We start from the raw sequence: 25,169 nt of genomic DNA on the forward strand, positions 1-25,169 counted from the left end.
CCGACGTGTGACCGATGACTGACTACTCGTTTACCGCGGACGTGGAGGTTCGCTTCCGGGACATCGACGCGATGGGCCACGTCAACAACGCGGTGTACGCGACGTACTTAGAGCAGGCCCGGACGGCCTACTTCGACGCGGTGCTGGACGCCTCGCTCGCGGACGTGGGCACCGTGCTGGCCAACCTCGAACTCGACTTCCGGCGCCCGGTCGAACTCGGCGACGAGGTGACGGTCGCCACGCGCGTGTCGGAACTGGGCCGGTCGTCCATCCCGATGCGGTACGAGGTCCGGGCCGACGGCGGGGTCGCCGCGGTCGGCGAGACCGTCCAGGTGGCCATCGACGAGGAGAGCGGCGAGTCGAAGCCGATCCCCGACGCGTGGCGCGAGCAGATCCGGGAGTACGAGGGGTTGTAATCGGTTCTTGCTGGAGGCTCTTCGCGGCAGTTTAGAGCGGTCGAGAGAAGACCGGAGCTATCGCTCGGGAGTTTGCGTCCGAAAGGAATTGTGCGTGGGTGCAGTCCCAAGGGACTCCACCTGCATCCTTCGCGCGGCGGAACCGCGCTATGCGATGCGTGGGACCGGATTTGAACCGGCGGACCCCTACGGGACAGCGCCCTCAACGCTGCGCCGTTGGCCTAGCTTGGCTACCCACGCTCGCCGGGTCACTTTCCGCAGTCAAACGTAGACACTACCCGGATAAAATGCCTTTCGTTTCAACCCCGGGACGGCACCGCCACACACGGCAAGGCGTATTTCGCTGGGGTCCCTATCGGCGCCCATGCAGCGACTCGCCGAGCGTCACGTCCCCGCGCTGACCGGGCTCCTGACCGTCGTCTCGCTCGCGCTGGTGTTCGCGGCCGCACTGCGCGTCGTGCCGGAGGGCGCGCTCCCGCGGGCGCCCGACGCCGTGCTGGCGGCCATCCCGCACGTCAACGCCGCCATCAGCACTGTCGCGTTCGCGGTCGTCGCGGCCTCGTGGCGGGCGATTCGGCGGGGAAAGGTCGCGCGCCACCGGACGGGGATGCTGACCGGCGTCGTCCTCTTCGCGGCGTTCCTGACGCTGTACCTCTACCGGGTCGCGCTGCTCGGGCCGACCCACTTCGACGGCCCGCAGGTGGTCGAGCAGTTCGTCTACTACCCGATCCTCGGGATTCACGTCCTGCTGGCCGTGGTCTGCATCCCGCTGCTGTACTACGTCCTGCTGCTGGCGCTGACCCGGCCCGCCGCCGAACTCCCGGCGACGAACCACCCCCGGGTCGGCCGCGTCGCGGCGTCGCTGTGGCTGACGTCGTTCGCGCTCGGCGTGGTGGTGTACCTGCTGCTGTACCTGTTCTGAGGTTCGCCGAGTCGGTCAGACCCGTCGGAGCCGGGCGGGGTGCGCCGGGTTCGGTCGGAGTGCGCCGGGTTCGGTCAGATGTGCCGGATTCAGTCGGGACACCGGCTCCGGGGGCCAGCCTCACTCCGTCAGTTCGCCCTCGTAGGTCTCCAGCAGCACCTCCCACGCGTCGTAGCCCGCGTGGTAGCGGCTGTCGAGGACCCGCCCGTTCGGTCCGACCTCCGCGGCGTGCCGCGGCTCGCGGAGCTGCATCCACCGGAGTTCGGGTTGCGGCCGGGTCGCGACGCGCTCGTCGGCCGCTTCAGCCTCTTCGACCGCGTCGGCTCGGTCGGCGGTGTCGCCGCCGTCCGCGCGAGGTGACCTGTCGGGGCCGCGAGTCATCCTCGAGTTCCACGGTACCGGTCGGATTAACCGTTGTGGCCCGTCAGCCCGCGGCGTCTGCTCGTCGTCGAACCCTCAGTGTCGCACCGGCGAACCTTCACTGGAATTTACGTCTCGTCGCGCTCGTCGTCGTCGGCCACGGAGTCGTCGCTGTCGACGTTGATGCTGATGCTCTCGGTCCGCTCGGTCCGGTCGGACTCGCCGCCCTCGCCCAGGAACCGCTTCCGGAGGTCGTCGGCGACCGACTGGACCTGGTCGCGCAGCGTCTCGACCTCGCGCTCGAACTCCTCGACCGTGCGCTCGACGTGGTACACCCGCGAGGCCGGGATGCGCCGCACGAGGTCCCGGCCCTCGTCGTCCTCGCCGGTCTTGACGATCCAGTGGTCCTGGAAGTACGCGACGTGCTCGTTCTGGACGGTCTTCTCGACGGTCTCGCCGTCCGGTGCCTCGTAGGTGATCGTCGCCTCTCCGAGGTCCTCCTCGACCATGGTTGGTGGTCGGCCTCGAAACGGGTAGTGACTGTGGCCGCCGGGGCCGGTCGACGGAATCGTAATCGTAACGGGGGGCGACAAAACCGAATCGCGTCGGTCCGACTCAACTGATCTGGATGTGCTCGCGGGCGCAGTCGGCGAAGTAGAGGTGGTCGCGCTTCTCGTACCCCTCCGGTCTCGGGTCGTTGCGCTCGCTACAGAGGTTGACCCCGCCGCCGCCGTGGCCCATCGGCGTCCGGTTCCACGACCGGGTCGCCTCGTCGACCCACGTCCGGCCCCAGCTGCGCTCGTGGCCGCCGGCGTGGAGGTTGTGGCCGAGCTCGTGGAGCGCGCCGTAGACGCAGTGGCGCGGGTCGTCGGGTCGCACCCACTCGGCCATGTCCGCGTCCTCCGTGAGCGTCCCGCCGGGCGCGATGCCGGCTCGCTTGCCCAGCTTCGAGATGCCGCCGCCCTTCCGGTCGGTGAGAAGGAGGTTCGAGTCCTTCCGGACGTGCGGGGTGCGCTCGTCCGCGAGGCGCTCGGCCCACTGGTTCAGCTGGGTGCGCTTGTTCTCCCTGCCGGGGCGCGACGGCGCGACGTCCTGGACCGGCGGCAGGTCCCAGACCACCCGGTAGGAGACGCCGAGCCGCTCGAACGCTCGCTCGACGTACGCCGCGACCTGCGCCTCGGGATGGCCCTTCGCGCGCTTCGAGAGGTCGCCGGTCTGGCGGACGGATACCTCGACGGTCGGCCGGTCGGTCTCGACCGGTTTCGGTACGTTCGATAGCTCTTTGACTCGCACAGGAGGATTGCGCGACTCGCAGGCAAAGGTACTCCGGCCGGTCGCCGCGAGTGCCGGGTCGCTTTTCCGTCCGTCGGCCTTCAGACGACCCGTGGAGACCCATCGCATCCCGGCCAAGAGCGCCGGTGCGTTCGCCGTCGACGCCGGCGCGTCGTTCTCGGTCGTGACGCCCGAACCGCGACAGGTCGCCGACCTCGTGGCGTTCGTCCGGGACGACCCCGCCGAGGCGTTCGCCCAGTCGTACACCCGCGACCTCAACGGTCGCCTCCGGATCTCGACCGGCGACGCCCTCTACACCACCGCGGGCCGCGAACTCCTGACCATCACCGACGACGATTGCGGCGTCCACGACATCATGTTCGGCCCCTGCACCGGGTGGATGCTCACGGACCGGCCGACCGAGGAGGGCCACCAGAACGAGCCCGGCGGCTGCCGGGAGAACCTCGGTCTCGCGCTCGACGCCTACGGACTGGACGTTGCCGTCCCGGACACCATGAACGTCTTCCAGCGCTCGACGGTCACCGACCAGGTGTACTTCGACGCCCGCGAGAGCCCCGCGGCGGCCGGCGACGCGGTGGCGTTCCGGGCCGAGCGGGACGCGGTGGCGGCGGTGGCGGCCTGCTCGGCCGCGGGCGTCGCCAGCGGGACGACGCTCACCCCCATCGACGTGGTCGTGCCGGACGGGACCGAGGTCGACCTCGCCTCCGTCCAGGACGACCGGCCGTGAGTTTCCCCGCTTTCTTCGCCGGCGCGGCTCGCCGGCCACGTGCGCCGAGTCCGATGGCGTCCCACGTCCGTCCGCGTGGCACCGTCCCGCACGCGGGCCGCCGCGCTTAACCGCGGGAAGTCCAAGAGAGCCACAATGAACGGACCTGCCACTCGAACGGGGGTCGAGTCCGCTATCGGCAGCGGTGGTCTCGCGGCGTGGAAGGCCGAGCGCTACCGGGCGTTCCACCGGACGATGACGGACGAGGAGGCGCCGTTTCCGTGCTACTTCGCCGTCGACGCCCATAGCGACGGCGACCTGCGGTATCTCTTCGCGCCCTCCCCGACCACGAGTGCGGGCGAGACGGTCGTCGCCGACGGCCTCGCGGAGTACCTCGACGGCGCCCGCGACATCGCCGACATCACTGCGCTCGCTGTCTTCTTCGAGCCCTCCGAGAACGACCTCTCGGTCGCGGAGTACCGCGACCGGGTCTGGACCCTGCTCGCGTCCCTCCGCCGGAACGACCCCGAGCCGTGGCCCGACGACGTCCCCGCGGACCCGGCGGACCCCGACTGGGAGTTCTGCTACGCGGGCGAGCCGATGTTCGTGGTCGCCCGGGCGCCGGCCTACGACCGGCGGCACAGTCGGCACGCGCCCCACGGCCTCGAACTCACCGTCCAGCCCAGGTGGGTGTTCGACGGCCTCGGCGGTGACACCGAGGCCGGGCAGCGTGCGAGGGAGGTCATTCGAGAGCGACTCGCCGAGTTCGACGACGTTGGGCGCCATCCGGCCATCGGCGACTACGGCGACCCCGACGCCCGCGAGTGGGAGCAGTACGTGCTCTCGGACGACAACGACGACCGGTTCGAGGAGTTCCCGGTCGACGACTGGGCGGCCTGAGAGGGGCGGTCGGCGGCCCGACCCCCGTCCGGCGTTGGCCGCCGGACGAACGGACCGGGCGGGCCGCGCTAGTCGTCGCCGCTCGCGGACTCGCCGACGTCGGGTCGGGGGTTGTCGGCGTGGGTCGGGGCCATCTCCTCGCCCTCGATGTCGTAGGGGTACTCGCCGGTGACGCAGCCCATGCAGAGGTCGTCCCGGTCCTCGCCCAGCGCCTCGGCGACCGCGTCGGGCGAGAGGTAGCCCAGGCTGTCGGCCTCGATCTCCTCGCAGATCTCCTCGACCGACCGGTCGGCCGCGATGAGCTCCTCGCGGGTCGCCATGTTGATGCCCATGTAGCAGGGCGCGGCGATGGGCGGCGCGCCGATGCGCATGTGGACCTCGGCCGCGCCGCAATCCTTGAGCAGGGCAACGAGCTGCGTGGAGGTGGTCCCGCGGACGATGCTGTCGTCGACGAGCGTGACGGTCTTGCCCTCGACCGTCGACTTGATAGGGTTGAGCTTCAGCCGGACCGCGCGCTCGCGCTCGTCCTGGGTCGGCATGATGAAGGTGCGGCCGACGTAGCGGTTCTTCATCAGCCCCTCGGCGAACTCGACGTTCGCGCCGTCTTCCTGGGAAGCCTCGGCGTACCCGGAGGCGAACGCCCGGCCCGAGTCGGGCACCGGCATTACGACATCGGTGTCGATGCCGCTCTCCGCCCAGAGCTTGCGGCCGAGCTCCCGTCGGACCTCGTAGACGAGGTTGTCGTCGATGACGCTGTCGGGCCGGGCGAAGTAGACGTGCTCGAAGAAGCAGTGGGCGGTGTGCTCGCGCTCGAACAGCTGGTAGGAGTCGAACCCCTCGCCGTCGGGGCTGAGGACGACGAGCTCGCCGGGCCGGACGTCCCGGACGAGTTCGCCGTCGAGGGTGTCGATGGCCGCCGACTCGCTGGCAACGACGTAGCCGTCGTCGAGCTTTCCGATGCAGAGCGGGCGGTTGCCCTCGGGGTCCCGGACGCCGAGGACGGTGTCGTCGTGCATGATGGTCAGCGAGTACGAGCCGTGGATGCGGCCCATCGTGCGCTTGACCGCCCGGACCAGGTCGGCCTCGAGCAGATTGCGCGCCAGGTCGTGGGCGATGACCTCGGTGTCGCCGTCGGAGGTGAACGCGTGGCCCTGCGCGGCGAGCTCGTCGCGGACCTCGTCGGCGTTGACCAGGTTGCCGTTGTGGCTCAGGCCGAGCGCGCCGCTCCGGAACGAGACGGTGAACGGCTGGGCGCAGGACTTGTCGACGCTCCCCGCAGTGGGGTAGCGGACGTGGCCGATGCCCGCGCTCCCCCGCAGGCTCTCGATGTCCTCCGGGCCGAAGGCGTCGCCGACGAGTCCCATCTCGACGTGGTCGTGCTGCTGGAACCCGTCGTGGGTGACGATGCCCGCCGACTCCTGGCCCCGGTGCTGGAGCGCGTAGAGCGAGTAGTAGAGCGGCCGCGCGGCGTCGCGCTCCTCGAGCGAGACCCCGACGACGCCGCACTTCTCGGTGGGTCCGGAGAGTGCGGCGGGGGCGTGTGCATCGGCGTTCTCGGTCGGACTACTGGGGACCGTGTCCCGGCCGTCTGGCATGGTCGGAGCTACCGCGCCGGCGCAGTAAAAACCCTCGCTATCGTGCCGAAATATCCGCCGGGCGGCGCCGAAGTATTCACGTTCGCGGATATATCGTCGTGGCAGGTCCTGCCTCGGCCCTCCGGTCGGAGCGACCACGGCTACGCCGCAGCAGCATCGGAACCGCGCCGCAGAGACAGCGGAGCGGGCCCGGAAGTACGAGAACCGAGCCGTAAGCGCACCCTAACCGCGACTGCGGGACCGTCGGGACCGATACGTTAATCCGCACTCGGTCGCTGGACACAGATAGCATGCGGATACGCGAGTGGCAGGACATCGTCGAGGACGTGGTCGAGAAGGACGTCGACCCCGACGGCTGGCGCGCGGTCGGCGGCAAGCGCGCCGGCGGCGTCGGCGAGGACCTCTACCTCGGCCACCCGCGCGGGGGCGTCTACCTCCTCAAGACCTACGCCAAGAACCCCTACGAGGTCCGCGGGGTCGGCAGTCGGGTGGCGCGCAGTCTCGACGACGAGATCGGCTCGTTCCTCCCCGAGGAGGAGTCGGGCGGTCGGTTCGCGGTCCAGAGCCCGCCCGAGGACGAGGACGACGCCGAGGAGAAGGCCCGCCACCTCCAGGAGGTCGTCAAGGCCCACGCCGACGCGCCGACGACGCCCGACGACTTCTTCGACGACGTGATGGACGCGCTGGAAAGCCCGGCGTTCGGCCCGATGGACTTCGATCGGTACGGCCGCCCGGACCCCGCAGAGGAGCTCTCCGACCGGTTCGAGGAGGCAGAGGACCTGCTGAACGAGGAACTGGACGACCTCGTTGACGAGGACGACGTGGGTCGCGGCTTCCAGTGAGCGGCGGGCGGTGACTTTCGGGCGGTGAGTTCTCGGCGGTCGTTCAGTCCAGGTAGGTCGTCGTCCCCTGACGGCGGTAGTCGAGCCACGTCACGCCGTCCAGGTCCTGCATCGCCTCGACGGCCGCGGGCGTCGCCCGGACGTCGACCCGGAGCCAGCCGGTCCGCTCGACCGTCACGCCCTGGATATCGCGAAGTCGGGCGGCGACCTCGGCGGTCCGGTTGTCGGCCCGGCGCTCGTACTCGTCCTGTAGCGCCTGCTTGTACTCGGTGTCGGTCAGATTCTCCCGATCGACGGCCTGCTTGACGGCGGTGCGATTGATGTCGGCGACCGAGACCGCAACCGGGATCTCCTCGCCCTGGTCGGCCGACTGCAACTGGTCGAAGAGTTCGCGGCTAACGTTGCCGTACTTTCGCTCGTAGGCTCGTTCGGCCCGCGCTTCGACCGCCTCGCGGTCGACCACGGTGCCGTTCTCGGCGACGAACACCCCGAGCGTCCGGCCCGACTCGCGGTCCCGGACCTTCGCCGAGTAGTAGCACTCGCCGAGCAGCGGGTAGTCCACGAAGGCGTCGTTGACGACGGAGACGTTCGCGGCGTCGGACCCGGTCTCGCCGGCGACGCGGTCGGTCGCAATCGCCCGATACCGGTCGGTACTGTCGGGACAGTCGACGGTTGCAGTCGCGGGCGATCCGCCGCTGTCTGTGGTGGGTCCGGCGAGGGTCGTCGCAGTCTCGGAGGTCGAGTGGCTCGTCGGGCCGCCGGAGGCTCCGAGGCACCCCGCCGAGACGACGAGGACGACCAAGAGGCCGGCGAGCGCGGCGTTCGGGCGGGTCACGATTCGAGTGAGGGAGTTCGGCGATAAATGCTTTCAGGAGAATGAGACGCGCGTTTCATCCTTCGTAGCGCATTCCGTGTCTCGACTTTCGAAGTGCGTTCCGTGTCTCGATTCTGCGGCCGCCCGGTCACGGACGAGTAGGCTTAAGCGAATCCGCCGACACCGATTTCCCATGAACCCGACCGAAACCGTCGAGGAGTACTACGACGCGCTCCGGCGGGGCGACCCGCTCGCGCCGTTCTTCGCGGAGCGCGGGGACGTCGTGAAGTTCGGCGTTCGCGAACGCCTCGCGGGCGGCGAGACCGTCGCCGAGGGGCTCCGCGAGCAGACGCGGGCCACCGAGGACTGGCGCGTCGAGAGCCGGGACCTGCGGGTCACCGCCCGCGAGTCGGTCGCGTGGTTCACCGACGACGTCGGGCTGGCGTGGACCGACGCGGGCGGCGACCGACTGTCGTTCGACACGCGCTGGAGCGGCGTCCTGGAGCGTTCGGCGAGCGGTGACGTGGAAGGCCCGGAGAGCAGCGACTGGCGCTTCGTCCAGATGCACGTCAGTGCGCCCCGCGACTGGTGACGATGGTCGGGCCACCGTCTCGCGAGGAGAAGCGCGACGCGATGAACCGGCTCAAGGCCGGCATCGTCCTGCTGGTCGGGGCGTCGGCCGGTCTCATCACGCTGTCCGGCGGCGGGTCGCTGCTCCAGATCGGACTGGCGGTGGTGGCGGGGCTCGTGGTCGGGGCGGTCCTGCTCGCCTACCTGGTCCGCATCGCGTGAGGCTGCGCGCAGAACCACGAGAAGGGTCGTTTCCAGACGGGACGACCGATTTCGAGTCGACTGATTGCTGGCCGACCGATTTCAGGGACTCACGCGCGCCAGCCACCGCTGGGGGTCGTCGAGTTCGGCGTCTGTCGGCAGGTTCTCCGGGCGGTCCCACACCGCACTCGCGCCCTCGATGCCGCGGTCGACGGCCACCGCGTCGAAGAACGCCTTGCCGCGCTCGTACTGCCGGCGCTTCAGCCCGAGCCCCAGCAGGCGGCGGACGAGTCGGGACAGGGGGTCGCCGCCGCGACGGCGGGCCTCCATCTTCTCGCGGAGGTCGGCGTACTCGTCGTCGAACGCGCCGTCCATCAGGAGTTCGGCGTACCCCTCGACCGCGGTCATCGCGGCGTCGAGTTCGCGGAACGCCTCGCGGTCGAGTCGGCCGTTCGCCAGCGCGTCGATGCCCGACTCCATCCGCTCTTCGAGGTGGTCCGAGAGCCACGGGGCCGCGCCGAACTCCGCGGCGTGGGTGACCTCGTGGAACGCGATCCAGCGCCGGAAGCGGTCGTAGTCCACGTCGAGTTCGCCGGCGATGCGGTCGATGTTCGGCCGGACGAAGTAAAGGGCGTGCTCGTCGGCCTCGGCGAGCAGGAGCGGATCGTACTGCCCGAGGACGTTCTTGGCGAGCACCGAGAGCATCACCGACATCGTCCCGGTGTTGATGGTCCGGGCGACGCCCGGCATGACCGCGGGCCCGTGCTCCTCGACGGGCTTCATCACCCGCCGGAAGGTGTCGATGTTGGCGTCGATCCAGTGGTGGCGGTTCTGCACCTCGACGGTTCCGGGGACGTCGAAGTCGGCCCCCGACACCTCGCGGACTCGGCTCCGGGCGTCGCGGACGTCGGCCGCGTACCCCTCGCGCTCGGCCGCGGAGAGGTCGAGCGACCCGGGCGGCGTGGCGGCCTTCGCCGCCTCGCCGACCGCGTCCCAGTCGATGGGTCCGTCGCCCGAGGCGTCGGCGATGGCCCGGACGCTGCGATAGAGAGTCACGGTTTCAGTTGGAGGCGAGTCGTCAAAATCTTTCTGCCGGCGCTCGGCGGGGCTGACCGCCGTTCCGGGGTCGTGGCCGCCGAGTAGAGTTTCGACAGTGTGGTCGAGTTATAGACGCGCTCGAATGGCGGAAACGCGGAGACGCGGAGCGGAAACGCGGAGACGGGGGCACGCCGCCGAAATCGGACCGAGGTGGCCCACACCACCGTCGCGTTTGTAAGCGGGGCGGTGAAGGGACGGTGGGTCGACGGTGTCGTCGGGCCCTGACACCACGGTCGCGGATGTATTCGGAAACCGTCCTCCGAGAGAGTATTTGAGATTGGAGGATTGTGTTTTAGTCCATCTAAACAGTATTTACGCCACATCTACATACGCGAGGGTGGTGTGTGTTCTACGTCTAGATACGTTCGTCGTTACAGACGCGACGGTGGTGTGTCAGTGTTCCACGTACATCGCTCTCGTCGGCTGATCGCCGCAGTCAAGGCCTCGTAGTTGCCTGCAGTGTCGTCGAAACTCGCTGACGCTCTCCGGAGGAACTCAGCAGTCACGTCGAGTCCCGGACCCACCCCTCCCGTCCCCCGGCTTACATCCGCGATGGGGGTGTCTGGGGTAATCGCCGACGATTCTCCGAACGAAAGTAGCGTTGCCCGTACCGACCGAGACGTCCGCGAACTCCGTACGAGAAGTCCAGAGACGCGAGATCCCGACCAGCCTACAGGCGGAACATCACGACCAGCCCGGAGACGAGACATCCTGGCCAGTCTGCGGGCAGAACATCCGCGAGGGTACTCGAAACTGCCGGTTCGTTCGAACAGGTTCCAAACCCGGTTCTCCCGACGCTGGCCGGCGAGATACATCCGCGACGATACCCCCTCCATTTATGTGTTGAAGTGCGAACCCACTGCCAGCAGATGGCCACCGACGACGACGTAGACCGAGACCCGCTCTTCCGGTACGACGAACCGATATTCGCCGACGAGGATCTGCTCCGCATCTCCCACCTCCCCGGCCCGAACCGCATCGTCGGCCGCGACGAGCACATGCAGAAGGTCGCCGAGGCGCTCAACCCCGCCATCTTCGGCCAGGAGCCGACCCACCTCTTCATCTTCGGGAAGACCGGGACCGGCAAGTCGCTCATCTCCCGGAGCGTCTCGAAGCGCGTCGAGAACGAGGCCCGCCACGAGGACGTCGACGTCGAGACCGCGTTCATCGACTGCGGCGAGCAGACGACCGAGGCGTCGGTCATCAAGACGCTCGGCCGGGAGCTCAACGACCGGAGCGAGACCGGCATCTCTGTGCCCCAGCGCGGGCTCGGTACCGGCGACTACTACGACCGGCTCTGGCAGATCATCGACGCCTGCAGCGACGTGGCGATAATCATCCTCGACGAGATCGACATGCTGGAGGACGACGAGGTGCTCCGGAAGCTCTCGCGGGCGGGGGAGAACCGCCGCATCACCGACTCGACCATCGGCATCATCGGCATCTCGAACAAGATAGACTTCCCCGACGAGCTCAACGAGCGGGTCAAGTCGAGCTTCGCCCACGACGAACTGGTCTTCCCGCCGTACGACGCCCACCAGCTCGTCGACATCCTCCAGAACCGGGCCGACGCGTTCCGCGACGGGGTGCTCTCGGACGACGCCGTCCCGCTCACCGCCGCGCTGGCCGCCCAGGAGCACGGCGACGCCCGCAAGGCCATCGACATCCTCCGGAACGCGGGTCGCATCGCCACCAAGGAGGAGGACGAGACGGTGACCGAGGAGCACGTCTACGCCGCCAAGGAGAAGACCGAGGCCGACCGGTTCGCCGAACTCATCGAGGGTGCGCCGACCCAGGCGAAGGCGATACTGCTGGCGCTGACCGTCCTGACCGAGAACAAGCCCCGCGACCAGTTCCCGACCCAGCAGATCTACCGGCAGTACCAGTCCATCGCGCGAAGGCTCGACATGGACTCGCTGTCCGAGCGTCGGGTCCAGGAGATTCTCCAGGAGCAGGACTTCCTCAACGTCATCAACTCCGAGACCAAGGGCCGGGGCCGGGGCCGCGGCGTCCACACCAAGCACCGACTGCTCGAGGACCCCGACATCGTGAAGAAGGTGCTCAACCGCGACTCCCGGATCGCCGACCTCGGCATCTGAGTCGGCCGCCGTTCTCCGGTTGCTTCGCCGTCTTCGTATTCCCCTCGAAATCCCAGTATCGAATCCCTCATTATCGTGAGTATAATGGACATATTACCGTAGCTAAGGTATCTAAGTCATACCGAGGTAGAATTTATATATCCGGACGAAGCGATTCGAACCATGTCAGCCACGACGACCTGGACCGACCCGAACGACTGCCCGTTCTGCGGGAGCGAACTGCAGAACCCCGGTGCCGGGTTCATCGACCACATCGAGGACAATCCGAACTGCGAGGCCGGCTTCGAGACGTGGCGGAGCAACATCACCGACGACATCTGCGGCGGCTGGTCCGGATAACCCGGAACGACTTTTTTCGGACACTCAGGGAGTATCGACGGCAAGTCTAGCTAGGACAAATACACCAGCTTCTCCTGCCAGACGATCCTTTTCTTCCTCGATACGGCTTCTTCGCCACCTGTTGAGATTTCACGCAGAATGCCCGGATATAATAGGTGACCTTATACTAATAATGTCGAATTAGAGGATCTTATAGGAAGGCTTATCCGCACGTCTCGGTTACGGACTCCCACGATGAGATGCCCTCAGTGCAGCGGTAAACTGGTAGACGCCCACGGGTACGAGTCGTGCCAGCAGTGCGGCCACATCCCGCCGCACGGCGCCGACTGACGACCCGGCGACCCAGTCGTACAGCCATCCGAACAGCAGCTCGCGGCCGTTTTTTCGTCGGAGTCGTTCCACGCGAGCACCCCGCTACGGGAGCGACTCCGTCGGCACCGGCCCCGCCCGCGACCGGCGGGATTTTTCTACCGTCGGGCGCTACGGGTCTCCCGTGAACGTCCGGGGAGAAGTCGCGGAAGTCGGCGAGGTTCGGACCGTCAGCACGCAGTACGGCGAGCGCGACCTCGCGGAGGTGACGGTCCGCGAGGACGCCGGCCACGAGACGGTGACGCTGTGGGGCAAGTGGACCGAGAGCGCCGACCTCCTCGAACCGGGGATGGAGCTACTAGTGACCGACGTCGCCGAGGACGAGTACCGCGGCGAGACGACGTACTCCACCGACGGGGACTCGTACGTCGTCGTCGAGCCGTCGTTCCTGGTGGACGTGACCGACGTCCGGTCGTGGGTCCAGTGTCCGCGGATGTACTACCTGAACAAGCTCTCGGGCATCCCCCTGAAGTACCCCGTCACCAAGGGGACCATCGTCCACGAGGTGTTCGGCGACCTGCTCCGGGGCCGCGACCTGGAGGAGTCCATCGACGAGCGCGTCGAGGAGGCCGGCCTGGAACTCGGCCTGCTCGGGCGGGAACGCGACGAGGTCGCCGAGGAGGTCCGGCAGAACGCCGCCGCCATCGAGGGGTGGCTCGCGCAGGGCGCGCTCACGGACGAAGACAATTGGCGGAGCGAGCAGACGCTCATCAGCGAGCGGTTCGGCATCAAGGGCCGGGCCGACGCGCTCCGGCGGGGGATGCCGGTCGAACTCAAGACCGGCAAGAACCTCAAGCGCGACCCCCGGTTCCAGGACAAGATCCAGGCGGCGTGCTACGCCCTCCTGCTCCAGGAGAAGGGCGTGCCCGCCGACACCGGAACCCTCCTGTACACCAAGAACAGCGCGCTCGACCGCAGCGAGGAGACCGGCGACCTCTCGCCGGCAAAGGAGTTCTCGCTCGGCGACGGCCTGCTGAAGTTCGTCGTCCGGACCAGAAACGAGATCGCGGCGATGGAGTACGACTACGGCGTCCCCACCGGCTACGAGGCCGACGCCAAGTGCGAGTACTGCTTCGAGCAGGACACCTGCATGGTGGTCTCGGGCCGGCTCGACCAAGAGTCGAAGGCAGGCCAGATCGGTACCGCGATTCCCGAGGAGGAGCGCGAGTACTTCGACCGCATCTACCGCCTGGTCGAGGAGGAGCGCCGGGCGACCCACGCCGAGTACGCCAAGCTCTGGGAGCAGACCGCCGAAGAGCGGGCCGACGACGACCGGGCGCTAATCGACCTCGACCCCGCGGGCCGGCGCCAGCTCGACGGCGGTCGGTGGGAAATGCGGGCCGAACGGACCGGCGGCGCCGTCTCCAAGATCCGGGAGGGCGACGTGGTGCTCGCCAGCGACGGCGACCCGGTGAACGGCCACACCGAACTCGGACGCGTCGAGCGACTCGACGAGGAAGTGATCGTGACCGCGGACGAGCCGGTCGAGCTCCGGCGGCTCGACGTCTACCCCTCGGAGCTGTCGGCCGACCGGATGCTGACCGCGCTCCACGACTTCCTGCTGAAGGGTGACCCCCGCCGGAAGGACGTGCTGTTCGGGCGCGCGGACCCCGAGTTTCGGAGCGATCACCGGAGCTACATCGACAACAACGAGGCCCAGAACGAGGCCGTGAACCTCGCGGTGAACGCCGAGGACCTCGCGCTGGTCCACGGCCCGCCGGGCACGGGCAAGACCTACACCATCGCCCGCACGATACGGGCTCTCGTCGAGCAGGGCGAGAGTGTTCTGCTCTCGGCGTTCACCAACCGCGCGGTCGACAACGCACTGGAAGCCTTGCGCGACCAGGGGTTCGAGGACATCGTCAGAGTGGGCACCGAGAGCGGCGTCCGCGAGGACATGCAGGACCTCCGGCTGGAGCAGGCCGGCGACCCCGGGGAGCGGGTGGCCGAACTCCGCGACGCGAGCGTCGTCGCCGCCACGACCGCGACCTGCGGGTCGCGCATCATGCGCGAGCAATCGTTCGACGCGGCGCTGGTCGACGAGGCCTCCCAGCTCACCGAGCCCGAGACGCTCGCGGCGGTCAACCGCGCCGACCGGTTCGTCCTGGTCGGCGACCACCAGCAGCTTCCGCCGGTCGTCAGGACCGAGAACGACCTCTCGACTTCGCTGTTCGAGCGCCTCATCGAGGAGTACCCCGCGGCGGGCGTGATGCTCGACCGCCAGTACCGGATGTCCCAGCGCATCCAGGCGTTCGCGTCCCGGGAGTTCTACGACGGCGAGCTCCGCCCGGCCGCCGGCGAGGTGGCAGCCCAGCGCCTCGCCGACCTGCCCGCGGTCGACGCGACCGCCCTGTCCGACGACCTGCGGGGCGGCGGCGTCTCGTTCGTCGACCCCGGCGGCAGCACCGACGGGAACACCAACCCCGTCGAGGCCGACCGCGTGGCCGAGGTGGTCGACGAGTTCCTCGCGGCGGGCGTCGACCCCGCGGAGATCGGGGTCATCGCACCGTTCCGTGCGCAAGTCGCCGAGATCGGCCGCCGGGTGCCCGAGGAGGTCGCGGTCGACACGGTCGACCGCTTCCAGGGGTCGAGCAAGGAGGTCATCGTGGTGTCGTTCGTCGCTACCGGCGACCTCGACAGCCCAATCTTCGAGGACTACCGCCGGGTGAACGTCGCGCTCACCCGGGCGAAGAAGTCGCTCGTCCTGGTCGGCGACGAGGCGGCGCTTCGGAGCGAGGACCTCTACGGCCGGATGGTCGACTGGGCCGAGTGAGCCGGCGCCTGCGGGGCGTTCGGCTCGATTCGTTCGCCGGGAATCGGACGCCCTCCGGCCCCGTTCTGTTCAGAAAACTCGTTCCGAAACTTTCCCCAGAGAGCCGCTTTCGGTACGTTTAAGGCTCCGACGGGTGGCGCTATTGTGTATGAGTGGACGACCGCTCGACGTACTGGAAGCCTCTCTCGACGAGGAGGTCACAGTGCGATTGAAAGGCGGCGAAGAGTTCGAGGGCGTGCTCACGGGGTACGACCAGCACATGAATCTGGTGCTGGAGGACACCCAGGAGGAAGACACAACCATTATACGCGGCGATAACCTCGTTTCGATTAGCCCATGACCGGAGCAGGAACCCCGAGCCAGGGGAAGAAGAACAAGACGACGCACGTCAAGTGCCGTCGCTGCGGCGAGAAGTCGTATCACACCAAGAAGAAGCAGTGCTCGAGCTGCGGCTTCGGCAAGTCGAGCAAGCGCCGGGACTACGAGTGGCAGAGCAAGTCCGGCGAGTAACCGCCGCGGACGCGACTCTCCCTTCTCTCTGACTTCAGGCCGAACCGCGGCGAGTCCGCCGATCCGACGAGCCACCGCCGACTGAATCCCGCATCTCAGAACCGCCGGTATCAGAATCCCGCGTCTCAGTACGTCGGCGACTCCTCGGGCACGTCGTCGCGCTCGTTGACCACGCGACCGAGGACGAACAGCGCGTCCGAGAGCCGGTTGAGGTACGTGACCGCGGTGTCGTTGATGTCCTCGTCGGCTTCGAGCGCCACGGCCCGGCGCTCGGCGCGCCGACACACCGTCCGGGCGTGGTGGAGTCGCGCGCCGGCGTCGCCGCCGCCGGGCAGGATGAACGACTGGAGGGGGTCGAGTTCGTCGTCGTACGAGTCCATCCACTCCTCGAGCTGCTCGACGTGCTCCTCGCGGACCTGCGGGTCGTCCTCGTCGGGGTCGGGGTTGGCGAAGTCGGCCTGCACGACGTGGAGGTGGTTCTGTATCTCCCGCAACCGGTCGTCGACGTCGTCGTGCCCCGTAGGTCGAATCCGGCCGACCAGCGCGTTCACCTCGTCGACGGTGCCGTAGGCCTCGATGCGGGGGCTGGCCTTCGAGACCCGCGACATGTCCCGGAGGTCCGTCTGGCCCTCGTCGCCGCGGCCGGTGTATATCTTCATGGCTTCGACTACCGACGCGCTCTACTTAGTTCCCCTCCCGAACCGCTTGGTTCAGGCCAGCGACTTCTCGACGTACTCGACGATCTTCTCGCTCTCGGCCATCGTGACGCCCCGCTCCTCGTCGATCAGGACGGGGACGCCGCGCTGGCCGCTGACGCGCTTGACCTCGTCGCGCTCGGAGTGTAGCGCTTCGACCCACTCGGTCTCGTACTCGACACCGTGCTCGTCGAGCGCGTCGTGGACGGTCTCGCAGTACGGACAGCCGTCGAGCGCGTACAGCGTGATGGACATGCGCGACGCTTGGACGTCGACACGCAAGTAGCTATTGCCGGCGGAGCCGCCGTCGCCGGGCGTTCCGGTCGACGAATCCGACCGTCAGAAATCTCCCCGACGAGCGATACGGCGAGGGACTGCGCCGCTCGCAGTTCTACCCTCACCACACTCTCCCACGCTCTGCGGCCGGAGAAGGCCGCACACGTAGACGACGGTCGATCGTTTCCAGTTCGACTGGACTGCAGAATTAATATATCGTAATGGGATTTATCTTATATCGAGTGGCTCGTCTCACCCAGCAGTCCAGACGCCTCGCAGGGCCGACGCGGGTTCCCTCGCTGCCGGGTGGGACTACGACAACTCGGCCGAGCGGCGCCCCGAAACCAGTATCCTCAAATGCGACGCGGTTCGACGTTCGAACATGGCCCAGGAACTCGACCACGACTGTCCGCAGTGTGGCACCGAGCGGACGTTCTACCGCACCGCGAGCACGACCCTCCACCTCGGCGAGAAGACCAAGTGGGGCTGTCCGGAGTGTGACTTCCGGTTCGTCCGCATCGACGGCGACATCGACTCGGCGGAAGCCTGATTGCGCTCTCTCCTTCGCCGCGACGCCGCACATCGGACAGTCCCGGAACTGTCGAGTGTTCGCCGGTCCGTGCCGCGCCCGCCGACCGGTTCGCAGACGAGACGATCTCCGTTCGGACACGTATTCTGGCACGGAAGTCGACGTGAGACTCGTTTTTCGTGATTTTTCGCGTGCGCGTGGGCAGAACGGGGTACCCTCACTACGTGTCCCCTCCTGATTTCTCGACTCAACTCGCGGGCGCGATAGCAGGAGCTGGTAACTCTGCGTTCGCCTCTAAGCGACTCGGCGGAGTAATCCGGAGAACCGGGGAAAAGAGGATGCCGCAACGGGTCTAAGAGCCGGGGCGAGATTGACTCAGCATTCGCCCGCCGGACCCGACAGCCGCCGGTCGCAATGTTTCGGCCCGCCATCCGAGTCGTGCCATCGCACCGATTGTCGATGGAGTTCACGGAAGACGAGTCGTCGGGGACTCGCAGCGATCGCCGTCCCGGACGGACGTGTCTCCCACTTGAATCCGATCTGAGGGGCCGCTACAGCCGCTCTCGGGGAAGCGAGTCCCGACACGACCTATACTGATAAATCAGGTATTGATATACAAAATCTGTTCCTCGTCACTTCAGTTACCGATGTTCCGATGACGACGGTTCGATGGAACGCTCGTGGTCGAGGACGTACCTGAACGCCGGACTGCAGACCATATCTGGAGGAACGGTGCAGTTGCAGCCGACCAGTACTGGTCTGCGGACGAACCTACCGCGAGGCGTGTGCCGGTCTGGACGGAACGCCGAGCAGGGCGACGGTCTGACGTTCGTGCGATCGAGCCCGCGTGTAGAAAGGGTTATCAGTCGACCGGGACCGTAAACGAAACATGAGCGAAATCACCGTCGTCCTCCCGGACGGGTCCGAACTCGAACTGGAGGACGAAGCCACGGTCGAAGACGCGGCGTACGAGATCGGTCCCGGACTCGGCCGGGACACGGTCGCGGGGGTGGTGGACGGCGACCTCGTCGACAAGGCAAGCGAACTCCACGACGGGGCGAAGCTGGAAATCGTCACGCCCTCCAGCGACGAGTACCTCGACGTGCTTCGCCACTCGGCGGCCCACGTCTTCGCCCAGGCGCTCCAGCGGCTCTACCCCGACGCCCGGCTGACCATCGGGCCGTGGACGGACGACGGGTTCTACTACGACGTCTACGGCGTCGAACTCGACGAGGAGGACCTCGAGGCCATCGAGGAAGAGGCCTACGACATCATCGAGGAGGACCTCGCCATCGAGCGGTTCGAGCGCTCCCGGGAGGAGGCGTTCGAGGTCTACGAGGACAACCGGTTCAAGCGCGAGATTCTCGACGAGGAGGCCGCCGACGCGGAGTCGGTCTCGTTCTACGAGCAGGGCGAGTTCGAGGACCTCTGCCGCGGCCCGCACGTCGAGTCGACCGGCGAGATCGGCGGCTTCGCGCTGCTCTCGATCTCCGGGGCCTACTGGCGCGGCGAGGAGGACAACGAGATGCTGACCCGGGTGTACGGCACGGCGTTCGAGAGCGAGGAGGAACTCGAGGAGTTCCTCGAACGGCGCGAGGAGGCCGAGGAGCGCGACCACCGGAAGATCGGCCGGGAGATGGACCTGTTCTCCATCCCCGACCACTCGCCGGGCTGCGCCCACTACCACCCCAACGGGATGACCATCCGGCGGGAGCTCGAGGACTACATCCGGACCAAGAACGACGAACTCGGCTACGACGAGGTCTGGACGCCCGAGCTCAACAAGGCCGAGCTCTGGAAACCGACGGGCCACTACGACACGTTCAGGGAGGCCGGCGAGATGTTCGCGTGGGAGCAGGACGACACCGAGTACGGCCTGAAGCCGATGAACTGCGCGAACCACGCCTCCATCTACGACGACCACAGCTACTCCTACCGCGACCTGCCGGTCCGGTTCTCGGAGTTCGGGACGGTGTACCGCAACGAGCAGTCGGGCGAACTCTCGGGCCTGCTGCGGGTCCGCGGCCTGACCCAGGACGACGGTCACGCGTTCATCCGCGAGGACCAGATCCGAGAGGAGATCACCCAGACGCTGAGCATCATCGAGGACATCTACGGCCACTTCGACCTCGAGGTCAAGTACAAGCTCGAGACCGAGGGCGACAACGCCGTCGGTAGCGACGAAATCTGGGAGACGGCGACCGGGGCGCTGAAAGACGCGCTCGAATCCCAGGGGCTCGAGTACGACGTCGAGGAAGGCGAGGCGGCCTTCTACGGCCCGAAGATCGGCCTCGACGCCGTCGACGCCATCGGGCGGGAGTGGACCATCGGCACGGTCCAGCTCGACTTCAACATCCCCGAGCGCCTCGACCTGACCTACACGGGCGAGGACAACGAGCCCCACCGCCCGGTGATGGTCCATCGCGCGCTGCTGGGGTCGTTCGAGCGGTTCATGGGCGTGATGATCGAGCACTTCAAGGGGAAGTTCCCGACGTGGCTCGCGCCCGAGCAGGTCCGCATCCTCCCGGTGAGCGACGACAACATCGGCTACGCCAAGCAGCTCCAGAACCGCTACCTCGGCGACTTCCGGGTCGAGATCGAGGACCGGTCGTGGACGGTCGGCAAGAAGATCCAGCAGGCCCACGACGACAACGTCCCCTACATGCTCATCGTCGGCGACGACGAGGAGGCGGACGGTACGGTCTCGGTCCGCGACCGCCAGGAGCGCGACCGCAACGACGTCGACGTCGAGGCGTTCCGCGACCACCTCCGAGAGGAGGTCGAGAGCAAGGCGACCGACGTGACGTTCCTCGAATAGCAGAAATCCGGTTTTGCTAAATTTCGTCCGAAATTGATTCCGTAGGGCTGCTAAGTTCGTGGTGCGTATCGGCCTCCTCTAAGGCTAATTTGAATCCAGTAACGTGATATCCTTCGACGGCGGTTAGTACGACATGCCAGAAGAATCTGCGAATCGTCTGGTGGCCTTTCTCGAAGAACGAGCGGGCGAATACCTGCGCGGTGCAATTCACTATTCTGCAGACGAATATGTCTCGCTCTACATGCGAGACGACGTCGAGGCACTGTATTCATCCGAGAAAATGGACGAGCTGGCTACGTATTATCGACAGGAGAACCGGAATCAAACTACCGAAGAGCCGTTTCACCTCGGAACGAACCATTGCACGGTGAATTTTTATGACGACGCGATTCTGTTCCACTTCACACAGGGGGAGAACCTGGGGACGGTGATTACCCTTGAACCGGATGCAGGCCGAGATATTGTCGGATTCATCACGGAATGTCTGAAACAGCTTCACTACAACTCTCCACAAGAGATAGCAAGGGCACCGACATGGTTGGAAGATTGACCCTCTAGCTCGATATACGCTCTGCAGTTAACGAATTGTAGAACTCACTCGGAAGAGTAGAACCGCGCTACCATCCACGTTGATCTCTGTCCCGCGGTTCAGGCCGGCTCCCACACAACCTCCGAGAGCGGGTGGAGCGGATTCCCGCCGACCACGTCGTACGTGGCGCTGGTAACGTCGACGCCCTCCGCCGCCCGGAGCGACGTCAGCAGGTCGTCGTTGTAGTCGCGCAGGTCGGCGTAGGCTCGGCGCATGTGGCCCAGTAGCGTCTCCTCGGGGTGGAGTTCATACACGTGTTCGAGGTGGACGCCGGCACGGGCGTCGTCGAGATAGTCGGTCAGGGTCTCGGCGACGATGTCGGCCACGCTCGGCAACGCAGTCAGCGACCCCTGGGTGAACAGGACCACGTCGTTGTCGTCTGTTTCCGCGAGCGCGTCTTCTAGCAGGTCCCACCTGTCGTCGCGGAAGTCGAACGCGCCGAACGAGATTCGCTCGCGGTCGCCCAGCAGTTCGCGACCGAGTTCGACGCCGTTCGCGGCGGGGTCGCCGCCGACGAACACGCAGTCGGGGTAGGCGTCGGCGAGCACGCCGAGTTCGTACCCCCAGCCGCAGCCGAGCGCGACCACGGTCTCGCCGCCCTCCAAGACCCCGGCGAACGAGGCGACGAGCGCCTCGTCCTGCAGTTCCTGCTTCTCGTCGACGTCCGCGAGGTAGAGCTGCTCCGCCCTCGAGATCGGGACCGGGCTCTCCTCGGCGTGGTGGTTGGCGACGCGCTGGACGTCCCGGAAGTTCATCTCCGGGTTCTCGCGTGCCAGCCCGAGCAGCTTGCCGTACACCTCGTCGTAGATGTCGACCCCGGTCCCGCCCAAGCCCGGCTGTTCCTCCCAGTCCTCGCGGCCGAGGAGTCGGGCGGGCCACGGCGAGTGGGCCGACAGGTCGTCGAGCGGGAGTTCGCGCACGACCCGTAGGCGGCCCGCGACGCGAAAAAGCGTTCCGGAAGGCCGGCGGTCGCGCGCCCGCAGTCCAGCCGCCGGGCGCATCGAGCGTCGGCGAAGGACCGCGACTTTCGACAGGTTTTATTCGGGGGGCTCCGTGGCCGGACCACAGGAAACGAATGGCTCCAGAGTTGTTAATCGTGGACGACAGCGACTTCCAGCGGACGATGGTCCGGCAGGCCGTCGAGAGCGAGTTCGACGTGGTCGCCGAGGCCGCCGACGGCGCCGAGGCGGTCGAGCAGTTCGAGCGCCACCGGCCCGACGCGGTGACGATGGACATCATGATGCCCGAGATGGACGGGGTCGAGGCGACCTCCCGGATCAAGGCCGACGACAGCCCGCCGGCGGTCGTGATGGTGACCAGCGTCGACCAGCAGAGCAAGATGAAGCAGGCCGTCAAGGCCGGCGCGGACGGCTACGTGACCAAGCCGTTCGAGCCCGAGGACGTCACCGCGGAGTTGTTGTCGGTCCTCTGAGGTCGGCGAGGCGGTCCGGGAAGTCGCGTCCCGGAGGTCCACGGAACGTCCCCGACTCGCGAGCTACTCCTCGGTGTCGAGCGATTGCCACGACAGCCGGAGGTCCCGCGCCGCGCTGGTCTGGTCGATGCGCCGGGCCGTGGTCCGGTTCGGCGCGCTCGCCAGCGACTCCTCGTCCTCGGCGGCGACCGCGTCGAACGCGTCCGCGAGCTGGTCTAGCGTGTCCTTGCCCTCGATCTCAGTGGGTTCGGTCATCAGCGCCTCCGGGACGATCTCGGGCCACTTCGTCGTCGGCGGGTGGACGCCGTAGTCGAGCATGCGCTTGGCGACGTCGGCCGCGTCCTGGTCGCCCGCGCTCGCGACGAACTCGTGGTGGAAGGGCTCGAACGGGACCTCGTAGTCGATCTGGCTGGCGAGGTAGTTGGCGTTGAGCACCGCCTTCGCCGAGGCGTCGGCCAGCCCCTCGTCGCCGAGCCGGGCGATGTAGGCGTACGCCTTCACGAGGACGAGCCAGTTGCCCTCGAAACCGTGGACCTTGCCGACCGTGTTCTCGGGGTCGAAGCGCTCGTACACGCCGCCGGTGCCCCGTCCTTCGCCCTCGCGTCGGCCGACCTCCCGGACCCGGGGCGCGGGCAGGAACTCCGCGAGGTCCGAGACGACGCCGACCGGGCCGGCGCCCGGCCCGCCGCCGCCGTGGGGTGTGGCGAACGTCTTGTGGACGTTGTAGTGCATGATGTCGAAGCCCATGTCGCCCGGCCGGGCCCGGCCGAGCAGCGCGTTGAGGTTCGCGCCGTCGTAGTAGAGCAGCCCGCCCGCGTCGTGGACGACGTCGGCGATCTCCTCGATGTCGCGCTCGAAGAGCCCGAGCGTGTTGGGGTTCGTGAGCATGAACAGCGCGGTCCGGTCGCTCGCAGCGGCCTCCAGGGCGTCGAGGTCGACCCGGCCGTCGTCGCCCGACGGAAGTTCCACGACCTCGTAGCCGGCCAGCGCCGCGCTGGCGAAGTTGGTGCCGTGGGCGCTGTCGGGGACGATGATCTCGTCGCGCCGGTCGCCCTCGCCGTTGGCCTCGTGGTAGGCCTTCGCGACGAGGATGCCCGTGAACTCCCCGGCCGCGCCCGCCGGGGGCTGGAGGCTCACGGCGTCCATCCCGCCGATGCGCGCGAGGTAGTCCTGGAGGCCGTGCATGAGCGCGAGGGTGCCCTGGACGCTCCGGCCCGACCGGTCGGGGTGGACCGCCGCGCTCGGGAGCGCGGCCACGTCCTCGGTGAACTTGGGGTTGTACTTCATCGTGCAGCTCCCGAGCGGGTACGGCCCGGAGTCGACCCCGTAGTTCATCTGGGAGAGTCGGGTGTAGTGGCGCGCGAGCTCGGGCTCCGAGAGGTCCGGGAGCTCGACGCTGTCCCGGGTCAGGTCGTCGGGCAGCGGGGAGTCGACGTCGACCTCCTTGGTGTTCTTCTCCGAGAGCAGGGGTTCGTACTGGCCCTGAGCGTCCTCGCCCTCACCCGTCTCGCCGCCGTCGGCGTCGTGAGTCCAGCGGGCCTGGTCGTATCTCATCTCAGGCCACCTCCTCGAAGGCCGCGACCAGGTCGTCGACGGCGTGCTCGTTGGCGTCGGTGACGCAGACCTGGACCAGGTGTTCGCCGACGGCGTGGACCGCGAACCCCTCGGCTTCGAGATCCGAAGCGACCGCTGCGGCGGGCTGGTCGGTGTGAGCGACGAACTCCCGGAAGTGGTGGCGGTCGTGGACCGGCGCCTGGACGCCGGTCACGTCGTCGAGCCTGTCGGCGAGGCCGGCGGCGAGGCGCACGCAGTCGTTGCCCAGGTCCACCAGCCCCTCGGGACCGAGGTAGGCGGCGTGGATGGCGGTCCGGAGCGCGACCCACGCCTGGTTGGTGCAGATGTTGCTCGTCGCGCGCTCCCGGCGGATGTGCTGCTCGCGCGTCTGGAGCGTCAGGGTGTAGGCCCGCCGGTCGGCGGCGTCCTCGCTCGCGCCGACGAGGCGGCCGGGCACCTGTCGGACGAAGTTCTCGCGGCAGGCGAAGAGTCCGAGGCCCATCCCGTAGGCGGTCGGCAGGCCGAGGGTCGCGGCGTCCCCGACCACGACGTCCGCGCCGACCGATTCGGGCTCCTGGAGAATCGACAGGGCGACCGGGTCCGACCCGAGGCAGAACAGCGCGTCGTGGTCGTCGGCGAGGTCGCCGATCTCGGCGAGGTGCTCCTCGACGGTCCCGAGCGTGGTCGGGTTCTCGGCGTACACCATCACCGCGTCGTCGTCGACGGCGTCGGCGAGCGCGTCGGGGTCGACGTTGCCGTCGTCGGTGCCGAACGCCTCGACCGTCAGGCCCGCGCCGTCGGTGTAGTTCTCCAGGACGTCCCGGCGCGCGTCGAGCAGGTAGTCGGGCACCAGCACCCGGTCGCCGTCGGTCGACCGGACGCGGGCGGCGAGCAGGGCGGCCTCGGCGAGCGCGCTCGCGTGGTCGTACATCGAGGCGTTCACGACCTCGAGGCCGGTCAGCTCGACCAGCATCGACTGGTACTCGAAGAGGGCCTGCAGGAACCCCTGGGTGATCTCGGGCTGGTACTGGGTGTAGGAGGTCAGAAACTCCGAGCGCTGCGAGAGGTGGTCGACCAGCGACGGGACGTAGTGGTCGTAGTGGCCCCGGCCGAGGAACTCGGTCAGGTCGTCGTTGCGCGAGAGCAGCCCCCGGACGCGGCGTTCGGCCTCGCGTTCGGTCCTGGCGTCGATGCCGAACTCCCCGTCGAACGCGACCGACTCCGGGATGTCGAACAGTTCCGCCGCGTCGTCGGCGCCAACTGCGTCGAGCATCGCCGCCGTCTCGTCGGCGGTGTGCGGTGCGTACGGGCTTCCCCGGACCCCTGGCTCGTGTCGTCCGCTCATGTGCGCTGAGGTAGGGAGTCGACGGCTTTAACGTAGGGGGTCTCGGCGCGGACGGGGTCGAGGAACGGGTATCCGACCGAGGGTTTTTTACGACTGGCCCCGACCGGAGTGGTACGTTCAGGGT

Annotated in this window: 27 protein-coding genes and 1 tRNA gene; 16 read left to right on the plus strand and 12 right to left on the minus strand. The window is 67.7% G+C overall.

Features of this window, described 5'->3' with window-relative positions:
• The first annotated feature begins 14 nt into the window (after positions 1-14).
• Positions 15-416 (plus strand): acyl-CoA thioesterase, encoded by a 402-nt coding sequence (locus DVR07_RS10240; protein WP_115796996.1) that lies wholly within the window; start codon positions 15-17, stop codon positions 414-416.
• Positions 417-571: 155 nt separating this feature from the next.
• Here DVR07_RS10240 and DVR07_RS10245 read toward each other — a convergent pair.
• Positions 572-656 (minus strand) — tRNA-Leu (locus tag DVR07_RS10245).
• Between the two features lie 124 nt (positions 657-780).
• Between DVR07_RS10245 and DVR07_RS10250 the strand changes: the two genes are divergently transcribed.
• Positions 781-1,338: a DUF420 domain-containing protein gene (locus DVR07_RS10250; protein WP_115796998.1), complete on the plus strand. Its 558-nt coding sequence runs from the start codon at positions 781-783 to the stop codon at positions 1,336-1,338.
• 120 nt (positions 1,339-1,458) lie between these two features.
• Here the strand turns inward: DVR07_RS10250 and DVR07_RS10255 are convergent, their stop codons facing one another.
• The 3 genes from DVR07_RS10255 to DVR07_RS10265 form a co-directional block, all read right to left on the minus strand.
• The gene (locus DVR07_RS10255) at positions 1,459-1,719 is read right to left on the minus strand and encodes a hypothetical protein (protein ID WP_115797000.1); all 261 of its coding nucleotides are present in this window, start codon (positions 1,717-1,719) and stop codon (positions 1,459-1,461) included.
• Between the two features lie 107 nt (positions 1,720-1,826).
• Positions 1,827-2,207: a hypothetical protein gene (locus DVR07_RS22360; protein ID WP_115797002.1), complete on the minus strand. Its 381-nt coding sequence runs from the start codon at positions 2,205-2,207 to the stop codon at positions 1,827-1,829.
• 106 nt (positions 2,208-2,313) lie between these two features.
• Positions 2,314-2,991, minus strand: a complete 678-nt coding sequence (locus DVR07_RS10265; RefSeq protein WP_115797004.1) for a hypothetical protein — start codon at positions 2,989-2,991, stop codon at positions 2,314-2,316.
• A gap of 91 nt (positions 2,992-3,082) precedes the next feature.
• Here DVR07_RS10265 and DVR07_RS10270 point away from each other — a divergent pair, with 91 nt between their 5' ends.
• Together DVR07_RS10270 and DVR07_RS10275 are read left to right on the plus strand one after the other, a co-directional pair.
• Positions 3,083-3,718: an urea carboxylase-associated family protein gene (locus DVR07_RS10270; RefSeq protein WP_162829504.1), complete on the plus strand. Its 636-nt coding sequence runs from the start codon at positions 3,083-3,085 to the stop codon at positions 3,716-3,718.
• 135 nt (positions 3,719-3,853) lie between these two features.
• Positions 3,854-4,597, plus strand: coding sequence for a YqcI/YcgG family protein (locus tag DVR07_RS10275; protein WP_115797008.1), 744 nt, complete (start codon positions 3,854-3,856; stop codon positions 4,595-4,597).
• 68 nt (positions 4,598-4,665) lie between these two features.
• Here the strand turns inward: DVR07_RS10275 and purF are convergent, their stop codons facing one another.
• On the minus strand, positions 4,666-6,192 hold the full coding sequence (gene purF / locus DVR07_RS10280; protein WP_115797010.1) for an amidophosphoribosyltransferase: 1,527 nt from the start codon (positions 6,190-6,192) through the stop codon (positions 4,666-4,668).
• A 290-nt stretch (positions 6,193-6,482) separates the two neighbouring features.
• On the opposite strand from purF, the gene DVR07_RS10285 reads away from it, so the two are divergent.
• Positions 6,483-7,034 carry a hypothetical protein gene (locus tag DVR07_RS10285; protein ID WP_115797012.1) on the plus strand — a complete coding sequence of 184 codons (552 nt, stop codon included), beginning with the start codon at positions 6,483-6,485 and terminating at the stop codon, positions 7,032-7,034.
• A 43-nt stretch (positions 7,035-7,077) separates the two neighbouring features.
• Here DVR07_RS10285 and DVR07_RS10290 read toward each other — a convergent pair whose 3' ends face one another.
• Complete coding sequence (locus DVR07_RS10290; RefSeq protein ID WP_115797014.1) at positions 7,078-7,869, minus strand: hypothetical protein; 792 nt, start codon at positions 7,867-7,869, stop codon at positions 7,078-7,080.
• A 172-nt stretch (positions 7,870-8,041) separates the two neighbouring features.
• Between DVR07_RS10290 and DVR07_RS10295 the strand changes: the two genes are divergently transcribed.
• Both DVR07_RS10295 and DVR07_RS10300 read left to right on the plus strand, forming a co-directional pair.
• Positions 8,042-8,440: a nuclear transport factor 2 family protein gene (locus tag DVR07_RS10295; protein WP_115797017.1), complete on the plus strand. Its 399-nt coding sequence runs from the start codon at positions 8,042-8,044 to the stop codon at positions 8,438-8,440.
• A 2-nt stretch (positions 8,441-8,442) separates the two neighbouring features.
• Positions 8,443-8,640: a hypothetical protein gene (locus DVR07_RS10300; RefSeq protein ID WP_115797018.1), complete on the plus strand. Its 198-nt coding sequence runs from the start codon at positions 8,443-8,445 to the stop codon at positions 8,638-8,640.
• A gap of 81 nt (positions 8,641-8,721) precedes the next feature.
• Here the strand turns inward: DVR07_RS10300 and DVR07_RS10305 are convergent, their stop codons facing one another.
• Positions 8,722-9,675 carry a zinc-dependent metalloprotease gene (locus DVR07_RS10305; RefSeq protein WP_115797020.1) on the minus strand — a complete coding sequence of 318 codons (954 nt, stop codon included), beginning with the start codon at positions 9,673-9,675 and terminating at the stop codon, positions 8,722-8,724.
• A 911-nt stretch (positions 9,676-10,586) separates the two neighbouring features.
• Between DVR07_RS10305 and DVR07_RS10310 the strand changes: the two genes are divergently transcribed.
• The 5 genes from DVR07_RS10310 (at position 10,587) to DVR07_RS10325 (ending at position 15,807) form a co-directional block, all read left to right on the plus strand.
• A complete protein-coding gene (locus DVR07_RS10310; protein ID WP_115797022.1) occupies positions 10,587-11,816 on the plus strand; it encodes a Cdc6/Cdc18 family protein in 1,230 nt (409 codons plus the stop codon).
• A gap of 162 nt (positions 11,817-11,978) precedes the next feature.
• Positions 11,979-12,155: a DUF7501 family protein gene (locus tag DVR07_RS22090; protein WP_165881747.1), complete on the plus strand. Its 177-nt coding sequence runs from the start codon at positions 11,979-11,981 to the stop codon at positions 12,153-12,155.
• A 493-nt stretch (positions 12,156-12,648) separates the two neighbouring features.
• Positions 12,649-15,297 (plus strand): AAA domain-containing protein, encoded by a 2,649-nt coding sequence (locus DVR07_RS10315; RefSeq protein ID WP_115797024.1) that lies wholly within the window; start codon positions 12,649-12,651, stop codon positions 15,295-15,297.
• 148 nt (positions 15,298-15,445) lie between these two features.
• The gene (locus DVR07_RS10320; RefSeq protein ID WP_115797026.1) at positions 15,446-15,637 is read left to right on the plus strand and encodes an LSM domain-containing protein; all 192 of its coding nucleotides are present in this window, start codon (positions 15,446-15,448) and stop codon (positions 15,635-15,637) included.
• A complete protein-coding gene (locus tag DVR07_RS10325) occupies positions 15,634-15,807 on the plus strand; it encodes a 50S ribosomal protein L37e (RefSeq protein ID WP_115797028.1) in 174 nt (57 codons plus the stop codon). Before DVR07_RS10320 ends, DVR07_RS10325 begins: the two co-directional genes overlap by 4 nt.
• A 125-nt stretch (positions 15,808-15,932) precedes the next feature.
• On the opposite strand, the gene DVR07_RS10330 is transcribed toward DVR07_RS10325, so the two are convergent.
• The gene (locus DVR07_RS10330; protein WP_115797030.1) at positions 15,933-16,466 is read right to left on the minus strand and encodes a cob(I)yrinic acid a,c-diamide adenosyltransferase; all 534 of its coding nucleotides are present in this window, start codon (positions 16,464-16,466) and stop codon (positions 15,933-15,935) included.
• A 51-nt stretch (positions 16,467-16,517) separates the two neighbouring features.
• A complete protein-coding gene (locus tag DVR07_RS10335; RefSeq protein ID WP_115797032.1) occupies positions 16,518-16,757 on the minus strand; it encodes a glutaredoxin family protein in 240 nt (79 codons plus the stop codon).
• Positions 16,758-17,160: 403 nt separating this feature from the next.
• Here DVR07_RS10335 and DVR07_RS22095 point away from each other — a divergent pair, with 403 nt between their 5' ends.
• From DVR07_RS22095 to DVR07_RS10345, 3 genes are all read left to right on the plus strand, one after another.
• Positions 17,161-17,328 (plus strand): DUF7838 family putative zinc beta-ribbon protein, encoded by a 168-nt coding sequence (locus DVR07_RS22095; RefSeq protein WP_165881748.1) that lies wholly within the window; start codon positions 17,161-17,163, stop codon positions 17,326-17,328.
• Positions 17,329-18,196: 868 nt separating this feature from the next.
• On the plus strand, positions 18,197-20,125 hold the full coding sequence (gene thrS, locus DVR07_RS10340) for a threonine--tRNA ligase (RefSeq protein WP_115797035.1): 1,929 nt from the start codon (positions 18,197-18,199) through the stop codon (positions 20,123-20,125).
• A gap of 133 nt (positions 20,126-20,258) precedes the next feature.
• Positions 20,259-20,675, plus strand: a complete 417-nt coding sequence (locus DVR07_RS10345; protein ID WP_193570130.1) for a DUF7522 family protein — start codon at positions 20,259-20,261, stop codon at positions 20,673-20,675.
• Between the two features lie 98 nt (positions 20,676-20,773).
• Here the strand turns inward: DVR07_RS10345 and DVR07_RS10350 are convergent, their stop codons facing one another.
• Complete coding sequence (locus tag DVR07_RS10350; protein WP_115797039.1) at positions 20,774-21,634, minus strand: class I SAM-dependent methyltransferase; 861 nt, start codon at positions 21,632-21,634, stop codon at positions 20,774-20,776.
• A gap of 155 nt (positions 21,635-21,789) precedes the next feature.
• Between DVR07_RS10350 and DVR07_RS10355 the strand changes: the two genes are divergently transcribed.
• Positions 21,790-22,146, plus strand: a complete 357-nt coding sequence (locus DVR07_RS10355) for a response regulator (RefSeq protein ID WP_115797041.1) — start codon at positions 21,790-21,792, stop codon at positions 22,144-22,146.
• 63 nt (positions 22,147-22,209) lie between these two features.
• On the opposite strand, the gene gcvPB is transcribed toward DVR07_RS10355, so the two are convergent.
• Both gcvPB and gcvPA read right to left on the minus strand, forming a co-directional pair.
• Positions 22,210-23,700, minus strand: a complete 1,491-nt coding sequence (gcvPB, locus tag DVR07_RS10360) for an aminomethyl-transferring glycine dehydrogenase subunit GcvPB (protein ID WP_115797043.1) — start codon at positions 23,698-23,700, stop codon at positions 22,210-22,212.
• A gap of 1 nt (position 23,701) precedes the next feature.
• The gene (gcvPA, locus tag DVR07_RS10365) at positions 23,702-25,045 is read right to left on the minus strand and encodes an aminomethyl-transferring glycine dehydrogenase subunit GcvPA (protein ID WP_115797045.1); all 1,344 of its coding nucleotides are present in this window, start codon (positions 25,043-25,045) and stop codon (positions 23,702-23,704) included.
• Between the last annotated feature and the right edge of the window lie 124 nt (positions 25,046-25,169).

Source organism: Halorussus rarus, from assembly GCF_003369835.1.
Classification (GTDB): Archaea; Halobacteriota; Halobacteria; order Halobacteriales; family Haladaptataceae; genus Halorussus; species Halorussus rarus.